9 protein-coding genes are annotated in these 18,566 nt (G+C 35.0%); 1 reads left to right on the top strand and 8 read right to left on the bottom strand.

Going from position 1 to position 18,566, the window contains the following annotated elements; translation table 11 throughout:
- Positions 1-7: 7 nt before the first annotated feature.
- The 8 genes from ABD935_RS09425 to ABD935_RS09390 form a co-directional block, all read right to left on the bottom strand.
- The gene (locus tag ABD935_RS09425; RefSeq protein WP_345191673.1) at positions 8-1,453 is read right to left on the bottom strand and encodes a sulfatase; all 1,446 of its coding nucleotides are present in this window, start codon (positions 1,451-1,453) and stop codon (positions 8-10) included.
- Positions 1,454-1,466: 13 nt separating this feature from the next.
- A complete protein-coding gene (locus ABD935_RS09420) occupies positions 1,467-2,948 on the bottom strand; it encodes a sulfatase family protein (protein ID WP_345191671.1) in 1,482 nt (493 codons plus the stop codon).
- 18 nt (positions 2,949-2,966) lie between these two features.
- Positions 2,967-5,351: an alpha-L-rhamnosidase-related protein gene (locus tag ABD935_RS09415; protein WP_345191669.1), complete on the bottom strand. Its 2,385-nt coding sequence runs from the start codon at positions 5,349-5,351 to the stop codon at positions 2,967-2,969.
- 64 nt (positions 5,352-5,415) lie between these two features.
- Entirely contained in the window at positions 5,416-6,837 is a 1,422-nt protein-coding gene (locus ABD935_RS09410; protein ID WP_345191667.1) for a sulfatase, read from the bottom strand.
- A gap of 63 nt (positions 6,838-6,900) precedes the next feature.
- Positions 6,901-8,388 carry a sulfatase gene (locus ABD935_RS09405; protein ID WP_345191665.1) on the bottom strand — a complete coding sequence of 496 codons (1,488 nt, stop codon included), beginning with the start codon at positions 8,386-8,388 and terminating at the stop codon, positions 6,901-6,903.
- A 12-nt stretch (positions 8,389-8,400) separates the two neighbouring features.
- Positions 8,401-9,738 carry a sulfatase-like hydrolase/transferase gene (locus ABD935_RS09400; RefSeq protein ID WP_345191663.1) on the bottom strand — a complete coding sequence of 446 codons (1,338 nt, stop codon included), beginning with the start codon at positions 9,736-9,738 and terminating at the stop codon, positions 8,401-8,403.
- Positions 9,739-9,783: 45 nt separating this feature from the next.
- Positions 9,784-13,275 carry a glycosyl hydrolase gene (locus ABD935_RS09395; RefSeq protein ID WP_345191660.1) on the bottom strand — a complete coding sequence of 1,164 codons (3,492 nt, stop codon included), beginning with the start codon at positions 13,273-13,275 and terminating at the stop codon, positions 9,784-9,786.
- Positions 13,276-13,414: 139 nt separating this feature from the next.
- The gene (locus ABD935_RS09390) at positions 13,415-16,444 is read right to left on the bottom strand and encodes a glycoside hydrolase family 2 TIM barrel-domain containing protein (RefSeq protein WP_345191658.1); all 3,030 of its coding nucleotides are present in this window, start codon (positions 16,442-16,444) and stop codon (positions 13,415-13,417) included.
- 158 nt (positions 16,445-16,602) lie between these two features.
- Here ABD935_RS09390 and ABD935_RS09385 point away from each other — a divergent pair, with 158 nt between their 5' ends.
- Positions 16,603-18,312: a GH39 family glycosyl hydrolase gene (locus tag ABD935_RS09385; protein ID WP_345191657.1), complete on the top strand. Its 1,710-nt coding sequence runs from the start codon at positions 16,603-16,605 to the stop codon at positions 18,310-18,312.
- The last annotated feature ends 254 nt before the right edge of the window (positions 18,313-18,566 follow it).

Genomic DNA, 18,566 nt, shown 5'->3' with positions numbered 1-18,566 from the left:
ACTCTTTTTATTTTAAAGGTTTAGAATCAACTAGAAAATCTTTTCCCCATTTTGCTCTTAACTCAGTTGCAAGTTGCTTCACGATGTCTTGGTATTCTGATTTTTCAGCCAAATTATCAAGTTCTAAAGGATCGGTTTTATGATCAAATAACATACGTGCATACGCTACTCCATCATCTTTGGTCCATTCGGTATAAAACAAATCTCCTTTAATTAGAGTAACAGCGTCTTTAAATTTACTAACGGCCCAATCTTTCTCAGGTTGCTGGCCATCTAAAATTGGGACAAAACTTTGACCATCAACTGTATTTGGAGCTGCAATACCAATTAGCTCAGTTAAACTGGGATAAATATCTATATACTCTACAATAGCATTTGTTTTTTGACCTTTAGTCTTCCCTGGAACTTTAATTACCATTGGCGTTCTCAAGGCCGTTTCAAAGGTAACGTGCTTACACCATAATTTATGATCGCCCAAATTCCAACCATGGTCTCCCCATAAAATCACGATAGTATCCTCTTCCAATTCTAAGCGTTTTAATTCGTCTAAAACTAAACCAATTTGCGCATCTACATAACTTACACAGGCGTAATAACCGTGAATCAATTGTTTAGCTAATGCGTCAGGAACGTCCCCTTTCTTGGGAATGTTTCCATAATTGCGCAACTCACCAAAATTGTGAAATGCTTGTTTAGGTGTTGATTCTGGCTGCGTATAACTATCTGGTAATTCAATTTTCGACCTATCATATATATCCCAATACTTTTTAGGCGCATTAAACGGTAAATGCGGTTTCATAAAGCCTAAAGCCAGAAAAAAGGGCTTGTTTTTATTTTTTAGCATTTTTAAATCTGCAATCCCTTTTTGGGCAATTTTACCATCAAAATAAGCAGAATCATCGACATCTGCCATTTCAAAAGCACTGGCACCACCCATAGCTAAATTTGCGCTGCCATTTTCAATTATGTTTTTTTCTAATTGATAATTGCGAATATTACCTTTTGGAAACCATCTGTTATCCCAAGCTAAACTATCGTCATCATTATTATGATAAATTTTCCCATTCGAAATGGTTGTATATCCGTTCTGTTTTAGAAGCTTTGGTAATGAAATAGCATTGGGAGCATCAGTATCTGCCCTTGTACTATAATTTATAAAACGATGCCTAGTTGGACGCATGCCTGTTAGTAAACTAGCCCTTGAAGCACCGCATACAGGAATATTACAATACGCCCGATTAAACACTAAACTCTCATCAGCTAATTTATCAAGGTTTGGAGATTGAATATGATTAGCACCATAAAAATTGAGTTCTGGCCGCAAATCATCAACTGCAATAAACAAAACGTTCATTGGTTTTTGATCTAGTGTTTCTGCAGTTTTATCTTTTTCATTTTTACATGACATAAAAAGAAAAGATAAACCAAATGCGTATGCGAAGAATTTATTCATTTTTAAGCGTTTTTTACCAATGTTCAATTACAATATAATCGCCTTTTTTCAAGGTGTTTTTTATAGAATCAGGAATTTTTCGTCTGGGTGTATCTTGGTCTAGCTTAAATCCTTTTTTTCCTTTTGGAGTTATGATTGGCATATTACCTAGGGATTCATCTAAAATATCTCCTTGAGATTTCATCCAACTGAATAAATCCTTTTTTAATTGTTCTTTAATCCCTTGTAATTCTGCATTTTTAGCCAAATTGTTTTGCTCAAATGGGTCATTCTGTAAATCGTACAATTCCTCATGAGGCTCGTCTTTATGTGTATTTGCACCTCTTTTGATGAAGTAATCTACATTTGGTTTTCCGGTTAAATTTTGCTCAACCACTTCCAATGAATTAAAGTTTCGGATGTATTTATAGCGCTTATCACGAATCATTCTTGAGGGGAAAACCTCAGAGTTTAAAATATTTTGATTCGTTCTTACTCCATAAACGTATTTGTTTACTTCAACATCATTGCCTTGTAATAGTGGTAAAAAACTATTCCCATCCATATCTTCTATAGACTTACCTCCTGCAATATTCATTAATGTTGGGAGAACATCGGTATAATGAATGAGTTGATTTGAAGTAGTCCCTGGCTTAATTACTTTTGGCCAACGCGCCACAAATGGCACTTTTAAACCTATGTCTTTGACCGTAAACTTCCCTGAAACCCCATGATCTGCACTATAAATAAATAGGGTATTGTCATCTAAATACTTATCTACTAGTTTTAAAACACCTTCTATTTGCGTGTTATCTTCCTCAATACTTCGATAATAACCTGTTTTAGATTTTACATATGCATTATCATTTTTTTTGTGTTCGTTAAAAGGATAAAACTTAATATCATCGGCATTTGGGTTATCAACATCAAAATATTTACCATGAGGGTATTTCGATGTGATAAACATACAAAATGGCTTTTTAGACGTTTTGAAGTAAGCCCCTATACTATCTAAAGGAATATAATCTCTAGGTACATCTTTTTTAGGAACCGGCTCCCACTCTCTATCCCATTGATATACACTTTCAGGTTTTACGTGACTTTTACCTGCCAAAACCACTTCATATCCCAAATTTTTCATTTGTGCAGTTATACTTTTTATATTAGGTCTTGTAGCGGTATGATTCGCAAAACAACCGTTTTTGAGTGGATATTTACCCGTAAAAAGTTGCGATCTACTTGGAGCACAAATGGCTTGAGCTGTAAAAGCATTAGTAAATAACATCCCTTCTTTTGCCAAACGGTCTACTGCCGCTGTATTTACTTTTTCATTGCCATAGCAACCATAATCGTATACATCTTGGTCGTCTGCTAAGTAGAAAATTAGATTGGGTTGCTTTTCAAGTGTGTTTTCATTCCTAACATAAATATTATCACTACTTCTTTTATTAACGCAGCCCGCACAAAAAACTAAGATTGTAATTAGTAGTAAGTAATGCTTAAATATATTGCTCATTTTTAGATTGGTTGATTTTTAATTTATTTGATTTTCTCCACTTTTCAAAACTATCTGTTTTCCATTTTGAATGTAGGTTCCCGTAAGTCCCTCCGGAAGAAAAACACTTCCTATTATGCGTTTGTCCTTTGTTTTCTTTAGGTTTACTTTAATCTCACCAAATCTATGAGGCATGGCCCCTTTAACCCATTCTAAATCTCCCAAATGTGGTTCTATTCTAACAGAATTAAACCCTGGAGCAGCAGGTTCTATGCCACATACCAGAGCTAAATAATAATACAAAGGTGATGCACTCCAAGCATGACAATCGGAACGTGTTGGGTCCGCTTTCTCGGGAAATGTAGTCAGGCCTTTATCAATTAAGTCACTTAAAGTATCTAAGGTTGATATATACATATCGCCTAAACCTACCTTTTTCAAGGCTGCTATCTTGTAAAAATCAAAGTAAAATGAAGTTTGCGCCATATCCTTATTATTAAAAACACGTTGCATTAAATCCTTTTCTTGAGTTCCATTAAAAGCGTTACTTAATATCGCTAAGACATTAGCATGTTGACTAAAAGCACTTTTTTCTGGCGTATCGGCTAATAATTGCTTATCCTCATCCCAACAATGTTCTAGTATCGATTTTTGAGTAGCTTCTGCTTTTTGAGCCCATTTTTTTTTGAGTCCAAACATGCCGTAAGCATCAAATATTTCCATAGCCTTATGAATGGTATAAACATATTGCATCCCAATAACGGCAGAGTATTCTTTCTCTTTGGTTGATGGCGGGTATCCCGTTTTCCACTCATCAACCCAATCTACAAAAAGCCAACTTTCTAATTTACCAAGCATGCCATTATCCGCTACACGTGCATCGTACCAATTAAGGATATCAAGTATAGCAGGAACCATCTTCTCAATAAATTGATCATCTTCACAATGCATCATATAATCGTTTACCATAGTAATCCAAACTAGTGAAAAAGGTGCTATAATTTGCTGTGTACTACTTGGGTACCGCGACTGAGTTAGTCCGAACGGCAATCGAGAATCATAATAATCTTGAATGGCATCTTTCCATAATCTCATGTCAGCAGAAGCATAGGCTGTGTTGAGTCCTTGTATACGCGTATCACCCGTGTATTGTAGTTGCTCGTAGTAAGGGCAATCAAAAAAGATTTCCCCAGCACATAAACGTTGGGTTCTCCAAGCCACATCAAAAATATCGCTCAAACGAGAGTCTTCACTTTCAAAAGTGGACTTTAGCTCGAAAGGATACCCCGTAAACTCACTATTAAACCCTCCAAGTACTAAAGGCTCTTTACCTGTTGTAATTTCTAATTCAACATAACGGAAACTGCGCCACCAAAGTGGTTCAAAAAGTCTATCATCTCCGCCATCTACTTCAATGATATCATAATTCCCCCACATGACTTTACCTTCAACTTCGTTTCGATTGCCTTTATCAAAAGTAGGCTTGCCATCTTTTGGGATAAAAAGGCTCTCAGCATAGGTCATTTTAATACGACTATTAGCGCCTTTGCTATATTCTAGTTGCGGATAAGCATTGGTTAAATGGCCTTGATCCAATAAAATAACGGCGGTACTATTCGCAGGGATTCTAACAGGTTTACTGCCTGTTATCAAATCCTTTGCATTTTTTACACCTTCCATTCTTCGTACTGAAGCGAAGTGCTGTATTTTAGTTTCCAGCATTGGAATGGAACGCGGACACAACAGGCGTTTATCTGTTTTTCCTGTAATATTATAGTAATTCATGGGCATCCCATTATTACCTTCTTTTACCTTTTTCCACGCTATTTCATTATCTGATGTTTTCCAATGCCATGGATGTAAATCTCCTATAAACTTTTCTCCAGGTCCGCTAGCATAAAAGCGTCTAAGGTGGTTTATTTTATAAAAAGAGTAAGCCTCATCTAGAGCTATATCCCAAGTTTTATTGGTATTTATTTTCTGTTCTTGTTCTGTGTTTCCTTGAATGATTAAACCTGTTTCAAGCGACATTTGAGCGACAGGTTTAAACGCTGCCATATTCCATACTTTTGCCGCTATATGGTTCTTACCATCTTTTAAGTAAGGAGCAATATTTATTGTCTCAAATTGCCAACGATTCAAATCACTTCGAGCTGGACCACGAGTTACTACTTTTCCATTAATGTACAATACATATCGGTTATCTGCCGAAATATTTATTACATAATCTTTAGGTAGTGTTTCAAAAGACAAAACTTTCTTAAACAAATAAACACCTGTTTCATTACCTGCTATATCAGGATGGGTTATCCACTTAGCCGACCACAGTTCTTTCAGTAATTTAGAATTAACATCAGCTACGTTTTGTGCACTTAGTAGAAGTCCACAAAGTACGGTCATAAAAGTTATAATCGTTTTTTTCATTAGTTTAGGTTTATTTTAAAAGTCACAACTGAAACTCTTTGAGTAATTTTTAAATCTTAATTATTTATTTCAAAAAGTCTTTACCCCATTTATCTCTTAATTCTATTGAAAGTTTTTTAACCTTATCTTGATATTCTGGTTTTTCTGCTAGATTATCTAATTCTAATGGATCTGCTTTATGATCGAATAGCATACGCGCATAGGCAACCCCTTTATCATCCGTCCATTCGGTGTAAAACAAATCGCCTTTTATAAGAGTAACTGCATCTTTGAATTTAGAGACTGCCCAATTTTTCTGTGGTTTTTCTCCATTTAAAATAGGCACAAAACTTTTACCGTCAACTGTGTTGGGAATATCTAATCCCGCAAGTTCTGCTAAACTTGGGTAAATATCGATATACTCGGTAATGGCTTCTGTTTTTTGTCCGTTTGTTTTTCCTGGCACTTTGATTATCAATGGTGTTTTAAGCGCAGTTTCAAAGGTCACGTGCTTGCACCATAATTTATGATCGCCTAAATTCCAACCATGGTCTCCCCATAAGATGACGATGGTATCATCTTCTAAATCTAATCGTTTCAATTCATCTAGAACAAGACCTATTTGTGCATCTATGTAACTTACACAGGCATAATATCCATGAATCAATTCTTTAGCCAATGCTTCTGGTAAGTCCCCACGTTTTGGTATGTTTTCATATTGACGCAATTCTCCAAAATTATGAAATGCTTGTTTTGGAGTTGTTTTTGGTTGCACATAACTCTCGGGAAGTTCTATTTTATCTCTATTATATAAATCCCAATATTTTTTTGGTGCTGTAAAAGGCAAATGTGGTTTTGATAAACCCATAGTTAGAAAAAATGGTTGATTTGAAGCTTTTAATTTTCTTAAATCATTTATCACTTTCAATGCTGTTTTTCCATCCCTATACACTGAATCATGAACTTCGGCAGCTTCAAAAGGCAAACCTCTGCGGGTGTTTTTTCTAATGTCTTGACTTTCAGCTAATGCATAATCCCATAAACTATTTGGATGCCAAATCGCATCCCAAGCCTTAGCATCATCATTCTTATAATGATATATTTTCCCATTTGATATTGTAGTATACCCATCATTTTTTAATAACATAGCCAACGAGATAGCCTCTGGGTAATCTTCATCTTTTTTAATATGCGCATTGATAAATCGTTTTCTTGTAGGTCTAGCGCCTGTCATTAAACTGGCTCTAGAAGCACCACACACTGGAATATTACAATAAGCACGACTAAACACTAAACTCTCACCTGCAAACTTATCAAGGTTTGGCGATTTAATATGATTAGCCCCATAAAAATTAAGTTCCGGGCGTAAATCGTCAACGGCAATGAATAGGATATTTGGTTTCTCTTTTTTAGAAGCCATAGGTTCTGCTTTTGGCTTTGTGCCGCAAGCAAAACAAACAACAGTACAACTTAAAACTATAATTGATTTGAATTTATAATACTTCATTTTATACTGTTATTATTAGTTCTTAATATTATCTATCTGCTCCAATCACATCTATAAGTTTTTCTACAACTCATTTACACGTTTTTTTTGCTCCACAAAATAGGGCTGAAACGTATAGTTGGATTCTGAATCCCATTTCACATTCGTTTTTGGCAATAAGGTTTTTAACGATTCAATTTTATTGTTGAATTTAGGATTATTTGCTTCATTAATCCATTCATTAGGATCTGTACTGTGATCATAAAACTCTTCCGTACCATCTTCATATTGTATATATCTGAAACCATTTACTTTTATAGCATGATTATTCATACCAAAGGTTGTTATGGCTCTAGCAGTTTCTAATCCTTCGTCATTTTGCATCATAGCAACTAAACTGTTCCCTTCATTCCTTTCATAGCCTGGTAATCCGCTTAATTCCAAAAGGGTTGGATAAATAGATAACATCTCAACCGGTGCTTCTATTTTCTTTCCTTTTGGCAAATTAGGTCCTACAAACATTAACGGTGCCTTGGTTGCCGTTTCCCAAAGGGCGTGTTTTGCAAAGGTTCCTTTTTCGCCCAAGCGGTAGCCATGGTCTGACCATAAAACCACTACGGTATTATCTCCATATTTACTTTGTTCTAAAGCATCTAAAACGCGACCCAATTCATAATCCACATAACTCATGCAGGCTAAATAGGCTTGTACTATCTTTTTCCATTCGCCACTTTCTTTAGCCCATTCTGTTGATGGCATCATAGGCAAATCATTTATTTGCAACCCTACTGGCGGAATATCATTTAAATCATCAGCTAAATATGGTGGTGTTTCTATGCTTTCTAAAGGGTGCATATCAAACCATTTTTGTGGCACATACAATGGTACGTGAACACGCAAAAACCCAAGTCCCATAAAGAATGGCTTATTATAATCCCTATTTAATCGCTCCACTACCCAATCGACAGATTGGTGGTCTGGCATTAAGGTATCATTTTCTGGAAAAGCTCCCCAATCGGTGCTCGTTCTTCCATGAGTTCCTTTAATGCCTTTTCCAAAACCATCCCAAACAAAACGCTTTTCTGGGTAAGGTCCAAAACCTTTTACACGTCCACCAGATTCTTTAAATACGCTGTCTGGGGCATGGATATGAAACAGTTTTCCAATACCCATGGTATGATAGCCATTTTCTTCAAAATATTCTGGCAAAAATGTAATATCTTTAGTTGCGGGATTTCCAGCTCTCCGTATTTTATTATCTGGAGTCATACCATAGATTCCTGTCGTTGAAGGTCTAAGTCCTGACATCACTGATGCCCTAGACGGGCCACACAAAGGCGCTTGTACATGTGCGTTTGAAAAGGTAACTCCCATAGCTGCCAACCTATCAAAATTAGGCGTCTTCGCATTTGAAAATCCATCAATAGGCGTTATCCAATTGTTTAAATCATCAACCGCTATAAATAAAACATTTGGCTTAGATGTTTCATCCTTTACAACATTTTTTTTTTCATTATTACATGAATAGATGAATGTCAATACCAACAATAATACCAAGTGTGTTTTATTCATAATACATTCTTTTTATTCTGCTCTAAAACCAGCGATTTTTTCTTGTAAATCTTTAACTATTTCTAGGTTAGCATCTGCGATGTTATTTTTCTCAAATGGGTCTTCTTCAATATTGAATAGTTGTACCACTTCATCCTTCTTTCTTTCAGGATCAGGGATAATGATTTTGTAAGGAGGAAAAATAGCCATATTGTAAAACATGCTATTTTCTATGGTATCAAAATCGTGTGCATATACTTCTCCAAAGATACCTTTACGCTCACTTAACGCTTTTTTGTCTAAAACGCTCACACCTGAGAGATTTTCAGGTTTTTCAATACCTAAAATATCTAATACTGTTGGCACCATATCAATACTACTTGAAATGGTATTGTTATCCATTTTGGGTGTGATTTTACCTTTCCATTTGTACATAATTGGTGTTCTAATCCCTAAATCATAAGGTGCTCTTTTTGATGTTTTCACGTATGTACTTTTATTGGGTTCTTGTACCCAGCCATTATCACACACATACACAAATAAGGTGTTTTCCATTTGTCCTTTAGCTTCAATCATATCAAATAACTCTCCACAAGTTTCATCGAACCATTCACACATGGCCCAATATTTAGCAACATATTCAGTCGGCGCTTTGGGTAAATATTTATCCAATAGTCGTTGTGGTGGTGTGTGAGGTTGATGTGGTAAAAACGGTGCATACCATAAAAAGAAAGGTTTCTTTTCTTTTAACGCTAAATCTACATAGCTGTTAATGGTATCTAATCCATTTCTTCCAATTTCTAGTCCAAAATCACCATGACGTCCACCACGTTCTGGGTCACCGTGCGTCATCCCATAATCAAAACCACCACCATTGTGGTTACCATGCCACCATTTCCCTGTTTGAAAAGACAAGTACCCTTTTTCTTTTAGCATATCTGGAAGTGTAGTTTGCTTTTCAAAAGCAGAAATAACTGGCTTATAAGCTTCCGCTCTATTTTTTTGGCTTGCTTTACGATCTCCTTCTATACGTTCATAAACCTTATCGTTTCCTAAAATGCCATGATCTTTTGGATATAAACCCGTAATAATTGTTGCCAATGATGGCGAACATAAAGGTGTTGGCACATAACCTCTTGTAAAGGTCAAACTCTCTGAAGCAAATTGATCTAAACGAGGAGTTTCAATATGCTCATGATTCATAAAACTATAATCTGTCCAAGACTGGTCGTCGGATAAGATGAATACGATATTGGGTGATTTTTCGGTTTGAGTGTATCCTGTTTTCGACTTACTTTTTTCTTTGTTTCCACAAGAAATAACAAAACCAATGAGAAGCAAAAGGATGCTAATTTTTTTTACTGTTTTCATTTTATTCAAAATTTATTTAATTTTTAAGTTTACTTTTTTATAAATTTATTTTAATTCTTTTACTACAGATACATTAATTTTAACTGGCCCTAATAAACCCGAAGCTAATAACTCATCATTTTTACTCCAATGTTTCCAAGATGGAAAAGTTGTTCTTTTTGAAGGACGCTTTGTATTATTTAGTAACCAATCTGGTAAGCTTTTCATTTTTTCTCCATTACGTTCAAAATCTAACGAAAAGTTCTCATCTCCAATTAACCTATTTGGCCATAAGTTGGTTACTCTAACTTCGATGGTGTTTTTTCCTGAAGTTACAAAACCATCAATATTTATTCTAAACGGTGCTTTCCATAAAATTCCTGCATTTTTTCCATTTATAATAACCTCAGCAATTACAGCCACACTTCCTAAATCTAGCTCTAATGTATTTTCTGATTTTAGCATTTTTTTAGAAAGTTGAAACTCTTTTTTATACGTTGCTGTACCTGAAAAATGACGAATAGTTTCGTTTGAAGATTCAGACCAAGACGTTAAGCTATCAAAGGTTGAATTTACTACAACTTCAATATTTGATTTGAAGGATACATCCCAAGCACCTGTTAATTCAATAGGTTTTGGCACTGATTTTACTGTTAACAATTGTTTTTCCCCAGAAGCACTTGTAACATTCATTTTTCCAGCATAAGGCGTTATCCAATTTACTTCATCATTCTTAACAACAAGTGCTGGTTTCGAAACATCTTTTGAAAGATTTAATACTTGTCCTTCAGGTATAAATACGATACGTTCCTCACCGTCAGTTCTAAATGTAATACGCAATCCAACATGTTCACCTTCGGCAACTTTACTGTCAATTAATATATTATTTACAGGGATTTTTAGTTTTCCTTGAGATACTAAATCAGTTATTTTGTTTGTGATATTGAATGTTTTATAATTTCCTGGAACACCTTTGGTTTCGGGTTTAAACTTACCAAAAACAGCTTTTAAAACTTTAAGTTCTTCATTCTCTGAATTAATAGCTATATATTCTCTTTCCTCTGCGTGAATTTGATGAATTGTTTCTCCTATTTGATATTCCATTCTAAATTCTTTTTTATAACCCATAGCTGGATCGCAATCACAAAAACCCCTAGAAATTTGAAAATCTAATTGACCATCTTTAACCGCACTAGCTACTTTATCTGTAATATCGATTAAGCCATCTTGTAAAAATGTACCATAATCGGCTTTAATAATTTCCAAGTTTGAAAGCGGCTCTAAAACCGGGTTTCCTAGTGCCATTGAAGCTTCAACAAGGTGGTTTTTATTGGCTATTGGTTTTCTAAAAATCACAAATACCGATGCTTCCATACCTAATTGAATTGGCATACTGATAGTTCCATCTGAATTATCTTTCCAAACAGCAAGCGCTTTTATTTTTCCTGTTTCAGCATTCCATAGTTCAGGTTGTTTTCCAGTTACCCTAAATGTGGCTGAAATTTCTCTACTTTCTTTTTTAGCGTTGGCAATAAAATAAATAGCTGCATCTGATGTTTTTCTGTGAATAAAACTAATATCTGAAGCATCATTGCTTTCAATCTTAAAATCAGCAGGAATATTACCTTCTTCTAAAAACGAGCTAATAGAACTATCTTTTACCAAACCTTTACGCCATAATTCTTCAGCAAGAACTTCAATATCGTTATCACAATTGGGATAATTTTCAAGACTTGGTGATTTATTAGGACGCTTACCAATAACGGTTGCTCCAGCTTTTGTAAACTCCTCTATTTTAGAAAGTGTTTCAGGCTTCATCCAACTAGATTGTGGCAACACCAACACACGATATGCATTTCCTACTGAAGAATAAATAGTTCCATCCTTCACTGTAAGTTCACCTAATTTATTAGCGCCAATTAAATCATAATCAAAACCCATTGCTTTAATTTCGGGCATTAAAAAAGCCGTGTTAGGTGAAGATTCTCCTGTAAACACCAAAACATCCGCTACATTTTTACCTTGTTGCAGTAAAAACTGAGACTTGGCTATATAATCCATAAAGCCTTTTCCTTGAGCCCACCAAGTATTTAACCGATTAAAATCGGTTCCGTGATAACTTAAAGCCAAGCCGGGAGCAACGTCCCAAGGTTGATGCACATAGGTGTGAAAAATAAAACGTGTTATCCCTTGCGCCCAAGCCTGATCTCCAATAGATTTTAATTGTGCCGGATGGTCATTCCAACCTCCAATACCTGTAAAAGATTCTGCGCCTACAATTGCACTTCCGTTTAAATGTGCTATGGAAGATACAAATTTAGGAGAATCAAAAAACGGATGACCACCGCTCCAAAACTCGCACATTACAATGTCTCCTGTAGCACCAACTTGCATATTATCAAAAGGCCCCCAATAGGGTTCTACAGAGAATTTCAAACCATTTTTATGACACAATTCTCTAAAATGTCCATAATAATTATTCGCTATTAAATCGCCAATAGTTCTACGGAAATCCCACAGAAAACGTTCTGTAACTTCGCCACTTTCCACGTAATAACCTGCCAAAGTTGGTAGATATTCGTGTAAATTATAGCCTCTTAATTTTTCAAATTCAACATCAAAACCAGCAGTCCAATTGGTTGTTCCAACCTCGTAACTATCTATCAGGCAATTATTAACTGTCGTACCAATTAAATCGCCCAACCTATCAATAATTGGCTGAATACCACCTTCCCAATAAACATCAACTGCTTTTTGGCTCATTTTATCTACTTCCAACCCATGACCTCCATCTGGTGCTGGATGGTTCTTTTTCCCTTTTGCTGTATGTCCTATTCGTAAAATAACCCATTCGCCTTTTGGGGTTTTCCATTCTAAAAAACCATCGTTACTAACTTTTGAAGTTAAATCTATAATTTCATTTTTATTGATTATAGCTGAAGTTGAAATTAGTTTCGTATCTGGCAATAAATGATTTCGAATACGATCAGAGAGATTTTTATAATCTAAATTGTCTATTTTAATTGCTTCTTTTGGTTTTGGAAATGCTAAAATGGCAATATCTTTATAAAAACCTAATTTGGTTTCAGGCTGCGGTAAAATGCCCTTAAATAACCGACCTTCTTCAAGAATAACTTCACTATACACCACCGTTTGCATTGCATATTCTGGAGAAACCCAAGGCCCACCACTAGATGACCAACCGGCACTGTTGTGAAAGGTTAATTCTAAGCCCAAACGCTGTGCTTCGTTTGCTGAATAATGAAAAAGGTCTAACCATTCATCGGACATATATTTTACTGGACCTTCCGGAAAACCCAAGTGTACATTAAACAATTGCGCTTCTTGAATGCCCACTTGTTTCATAGCTTCTAAATCGGCAGTAATCCCTTTTTTAGAAACATTTCCACTGATCCAATGCCACCATGTTCTGGCTTTAGCTTGGTTTGGTGGCTTTAAAAATCCTTGTTCAAGATTATTTACTGTTAAATCTTTTTTGCTTTGTGCATTGACGTTTAAAGTTATTAGGCAAAACAGTAAAATTATTTTTTCTTTCATAGAAAACGTAACATAATAATTATAACAATTCATCAACTAGTATTTATTCACACTAAAAATCATAAACAAAACATTTAAAACAATTAGAATTCCCATTATCAATATTAATTTTATCATTCATGCTTTCTTGTAAATAGGCTTAATCAATAAAAAGTTCATCAATGAATGGTCCACTTTCTCCAGTTGTCTCTATCCTAATATTATTAGCTCCTGCTTTAAGTCTTAATATGGCAGGAACAAATCTCCATTCTTTTTCCCATCCCCCTGTTGATGGAAATTCTAAATTTCTTATATACTCATCGTTTAGATATAATTTCATAGTATGCAATTTCCCTTCATTGTTATGCATATACCTAAAACGCATACTGTAATCACCCTCTTCCCCATCATTTTCTTGATAAAATGTTATAGCACCTTCTTTACCATCAAATCTTACGAATCCGCTACCTTTATAACGATGTGCATCTTCACTTACTTTGGCGCCACCTTCTAGAATACCTTCTTCGGCAGAAATGTTTACGCCCCTGCCTATCCACATATCTTTAGAGTGTTCATCTCCCCAAAATAAGCCTTCGTTTTTACCAAAGGTTTCTTCCATGTTTAATACAACTTTTCCATTTTGTTTTACTAAGGCTTTCACTGTTGTTCCATCAACAACTTCAAAAGCACCTTCATAAATAATACCCTTTGTTTCAGGGTTTTCGCCATTGATTGTGTAAACGATTTCTATATCATCAACAGTTGAATCACCCAAAACGTTAACTTGTTTGGCATCAATGGTAATTTTATTTGAAGTATATAATGCTTTATCTCCTAAAATTGATGCCATTATTAACGAAGCGTTTTCTGCATTGGGTAATGCTCTTAAAAACAGTCTCGTTTTACCAAAAAATAAGACTCTAAAATCTGATTTTGTTCTACTCGTAGGGTCTATAGGATTTCCGTTTTCCATAGAAATCTTCTTTACATCACCTTGAATATTATAGTAGACTTTATTTTCTCCGTATGGATATAAATTATTATTATCATCTAATCCTTCTGAAGTGATAATATAACTTGCAGTAAAACTATCTTCAGCATCTAATTTTTGAATACTTGTTTTTAATTTTGAAGGTTGCTTACTTGTGCTAAAAGAGGTTCGTTTTACTTCTTTTCCAGCAATATAAGCTACAGCTTCTAGCTTACCTTCTTGATAAGGTACCATCCATTCGCATTGCATTTCGTTCCAAATGGTTCCTGGTTTGTCTTTTCCAAGTGATTTTCCGTTTAAAAACAACTCTACTTCATCGGCATTTGAATATACCCAAACTGGAATAACAGTACCTTTTTCCATTCTAGGGTGTGTCCAACTTGGTAGCATGTGCAACATGGTTTCTTTGGTCCATTGGCTTTGGTAGAAATAGAATAAATCTTTTTTAAATCCAGCTACATCCAATGCTCCACCCATAAATAAATTAAAAGGTAAACCGCCGTGAACCAAACCAGCTTCACCGTAATAATCAAAACCTGTCCAACGGAAATGACCACTATGCCATGGATGATCACGCATCACTTCCCAATATTTTCTAGCCGACACTCTTACCGTGGCATTATCATAAGACGAATTGAAACTTTGTTTTCTGTTTCTCCAGTTTTTAGGATTAATGCCTTCATAGAAAAAGATTTCTTTTTCGGTTAGATTTGGCAATTCATAAGTACCAGGTAATTCATTATCGCGCCACCATGTTTGCGTTCTATAATACCCTCTTGTTTGCCAAGTGTGTGGTGCTTCGGTAGAAATAAAAGGTTTATCAAAGGTTCTACTTTCTATAAATGATTTGGTTTCAGAACCACCATTAACACCAGTAATATCCATATCTTCTGGATTTCCAGCTCCTGAAGTAAATAATCGGGTTGGATCTAAATTCTTTCCAAATTTCACCAATTCTGGGGCTACATCACTATGGGTTTCATTACCTAAACTCCAAACAAAAATACTTGGATGGTTTCTATCTCTTGTAATCCACTCTTTTACATCACGCTGCCACCACTCGTCAAAAGCTTGCTTGCCATAATCTTGAGGTGCTTTTTTGTGCCAACCATCAAAAATCTCATCCATGACCAACAAACCAATTTCATCACAGATATCATAAAACATAGGCGGTGTTGGGTTGTGCGATGGACGAATAGCATTAATACCCATATCTTTTAGGGATTGTAATTTCCAACGTAATAAAGGTTTTGTCCAAGCGCCTCCTACAGGTCCACCTTCCCAATGCTCGCAAACGCCCTTTAATTTTACATTTTCGCCATTCAACCAAAATCCTGTTTCGGCTTTCCATTCTACAGTTTTAAACCCAAACCTAGTTTCTACTTCATCAATTACTTTTTTTCCGTTTAAGATTTGGGTAACCGCTTTATATAAAGTAGGTGTTTCTGGACTCCATAATCTTGGGTTTTCTATTTCGAATTGATAGCTTGGATTTGATGATTTTAATTTTTTACATGTATTGGTCAATTCTTTTCCTTCTGGAGAAAACAATTTCACTTCATATTTTAGCTTCTTTAAATCGCCATTAATTTCTGCATCAATTACTACTGATGCCTTATTTTTTTCAATAGAAGGTGTTTTAATAAAAATACTGTTGGGCTTAAAATGTGTTGGATTGACCTCTACTAATTTTACTGGTGCATAAATACCGCAAGGGTGATACCACCTTGCAGAAGGCTCTAAAGCATTATCTACTCTTACTGCAATGGTATTTTTTCCTTCTTTTAAGTATTTAGAGATATCATAACGAAAACTAATATAGCCATAAGGTCTTTTTGCTATGTAGTTCCCGTTAATCCAAACTTCACTATTCATATATACACCATCAAAATTGATATAAGTGATTTTAGATAGGCTTTCTTTTTTAATGTTGAAGTATTTTCTGTACCAACCAATACCACCATCATGATAACCGCCACCTTGACCTTGATCTCCACCTTTTCTCACGCCTTTTTCGAACGACCAATCATGAGGAACGTTCAAGGTTTTCCAAGAAACATCATCAATGTTTTCTTTTGAGTATTTAACATTATCTTCTAGAATAAAATGCCAATTATTATTGAAGTTAGTTTCTATGCGTTGAGCATAGCTAAAACATGAACCGAAGCTTAAAAACAGTAGAAAAACTATATATTTCATTTTCATTTTGATATTTAAACAAAAATAGATTCAAATACTATATATATAATCCTGTAGTGTCATGTTTTATTGTTTATTACGACATATATCCACCGAGATAGTACAGCATAGCTGTTTCAGGTTAAAACGTTATTTTTGAAATAAAATAAAACTATGTTATGAATTACTTAAAAAAGAACACATTCTTTTTCTTTATCTTACTGATATCAGTCAGCACCATTTTATATACTTGCTCAAAAGAAGACGAAGTAGAAAAAGAACTAGAAGAAGAGGTTATTGAAAACCCAGACCCAGAGCCAGACCCAGATCCAGATTTAGATATACTACCGCAACCCAATGTTGACCCTGACAAAGTTGTAACCATTAATACTGGAAGTGCTGTTGGAGAGTTTTACAATTTTTGGTCTACACGACCTATGATAAATCAATCCCGCTTTAACGCTCCTGGTTTTAGAACGTCTTTAAACACAATTAAAGATTATGTAAAAAGCTACAATTTGGTGAGAACCATGGGCGGGAGAACCGATAATTTAAATGACTTCTATAAAGGTGTAGATGCCTCTGGTAATATTATTACAGATTTTAGCGAACTCATATCTACTATGAGAAACTTTAGGAGCACAGGGTTTAAACCTAGAATTGTGTTGAGTAAGGTACCTTGGGAAATGGTTGCTGTGAAAATAGTTAATACATACGGAAATACAAGTCCACCAGACGACTATAACCTTTGGAGACAATATGTGAATGCTTTTTTAACCACGTTAGTTAACGAATTTGGAATGAGCGAAGTGAAAACTTGGCGTTTTAGAGTAAGTACAGAACCAAATTACACACCCAACCACTGGAATGGTACAATGCAAGAGTATTTTAAACATTATGACATTACCGTTGATGAGGTTTTAAAAGTAATACCTGATGCCATTATTGGCCCTGGAAATATGCTTACCGAAGGTGCAGCAACTTACACAACTCAACTTATAGACCATTGTGCAACAGGAACCAATTATGCTACGGGTGCTACAGGTACTAAAATGGATTTTTTCAGTATTTCATATTATGAAAAAATTGACAAGAACACAGTGGCTTTACCACAACTTATTGAACCTTATAGAAATAAATTGAATAGTTATTCGCAATTTAGCAACATACCTCTTGATATACAAGAATTTGGAATGCTACGCGATGAAAATGGCGTAAGAGGAGTTAGTTTAACTGACGCAACAGAATTAGGAGCCAGTTGGTACGCAAGAGTAGCTGATTTGGCCTTCGAATATAGAATAACAGAGATATACGATTGGGGGCAAGAAATTGAATCTGTTAATTCTAGTAATTTACCTCAAGGAAGAAGAAACGTAACCAAAATGTTTCAAAAGATTGAGGGTGGTAATAGATTAGTAGCTATAGATAACCTTTCCTCTACTGTACATGCCGGGGTTATTCCTGTTACTAAAAATGGGAATATTTACCTGCTCGTTTACAATCATAACACATCCAGAAACAGTACTTCTAAACGCACCTTTTTCCCTCAACTGGAAGGTGGTGAAATAACTTCAAATACTAGATGGAAAATAAATGAATGGACTGTAGATAAAGAAAATAGTATTGTAATGCATGAATTATATAAAGATATAAGAGCAGCTGGAGTATCAGAAAAAACTAATGGACGTATTTATGGCAACAGACCATCTGACCGCTTTGAAGATGGCTGGAAAAATGTATTAACTTCTAATTTATCTAAATATGAAGACCTAGCTAAGTTATCTAAAACCATTACAGATAAATTTGTTGAAAAGAAGGATGGTAAACTTACCCTAGAAGTTAAACTAGAGCCTCATAGTGTAAAACTTATCGAGTTAATACCGGAATAATTAGCTGATATTAGTTTAAATTTTAAAACCCCTTTTACAAATTGTAAAATGGGGTTTTATTAGTTTTATAAGTTTTTCTTTCAAAAAAAACTCTAATTAATTTTGGGCAAATCATTTCTAAACAAAGTTTTTCATGAAGAAGTATCTATATTTTCTTTAGAAAAAGTAGCATTATCTTCTAAAGTAAAAAACCACCGTTAAAAACGGTGGCTTTGGTTTTCAGATTAGACCCAAAGGGTCATAACACTCATTTT

It is taken from the genome of Algibacter agarivorans (genome assembly GCF_039543245.1).
Taxonomy (GTDB): Bacteria; Bacteroidota; Bacteroidia; order Flavobacteriales; family Flavobacteriaceae; genus Algibacter_G; species Algibacter_G agarivorans.
Note: the sequence above shows the minus strand (reverse complement) of the source record. Positions and strands in the feature narration are given on the sequence as shown.

What these genes read in the sequence shown, in the direction of transcription:
- ABD935_RS09395 (WP_345191660.1), bottom strand. Translation starts at nt 13,275, where the DNA reads ATGAAAGAAAAAATAATTTTACTGTTTTGCCTAATAACTTTAAACGTC.
- ABD935_RS09390 (WP_345191658.1), bottom strand. Translation starts at nt 16,444, where the DNA reads ATGAAATATATAGTTTTTCTACTGTTTTTAAGCTTCGGTTCATGTTTT.
- ABD935_RS09410 (WP_345191667.1), bottom strand. Translation starts at nt 6,837, where the DNA reads ATGAAGTATTATAAATTCAAATCAATTATAGTTTTAAGTTGTACTGTT.
- ABD935_RS09385 (WP_345191657.1), top strand. Translation starts at nt 16,603, where the DNA reads ATGAATTACTTAAAAAAGAACACATTCTTTTTCTTTATCTTACTGATA.
- ABD935_RS09415 (WP_345191669.1), bottom strand. Translation starts at nt 5,351, where the DNA reads ATGAAAAAAACGATTATAACTTTTATGACCGTACTTTGTGGACTTCTA.
- ABD935_RS09400 (WP_345191663.1), bottom strand. Translation starts at nt 9,738, where the DNA reads ATGAAAACAGTAAAAAAAATTAGCATCCTTTTGCTTCTCATTGGTTTT.
- ABD935_RS09425 (WP_345191673.1), bottom strand. Translation starts at nt 1,453, where the DNA reads ATGAATAAATTCTTCGCATACGCATTTGGTTTATCTTTTCTTTTTATG.
- ABD935_RS09420 (WP_345191671.1), bottom strand. Translation starts at nt 2,948, where the DNA reads ATGAGCAATATATTTAAGCATTACTTACTACTAATTACAATCTTAGTT.
- ABD935_RS09405 (WP_345191665.1), bottom strand. Translation starts at nt 8,388, where the DNA reads ATGAATAAAACACACTTGGTATTATTGTTGGTATTGACATTCATCTAT.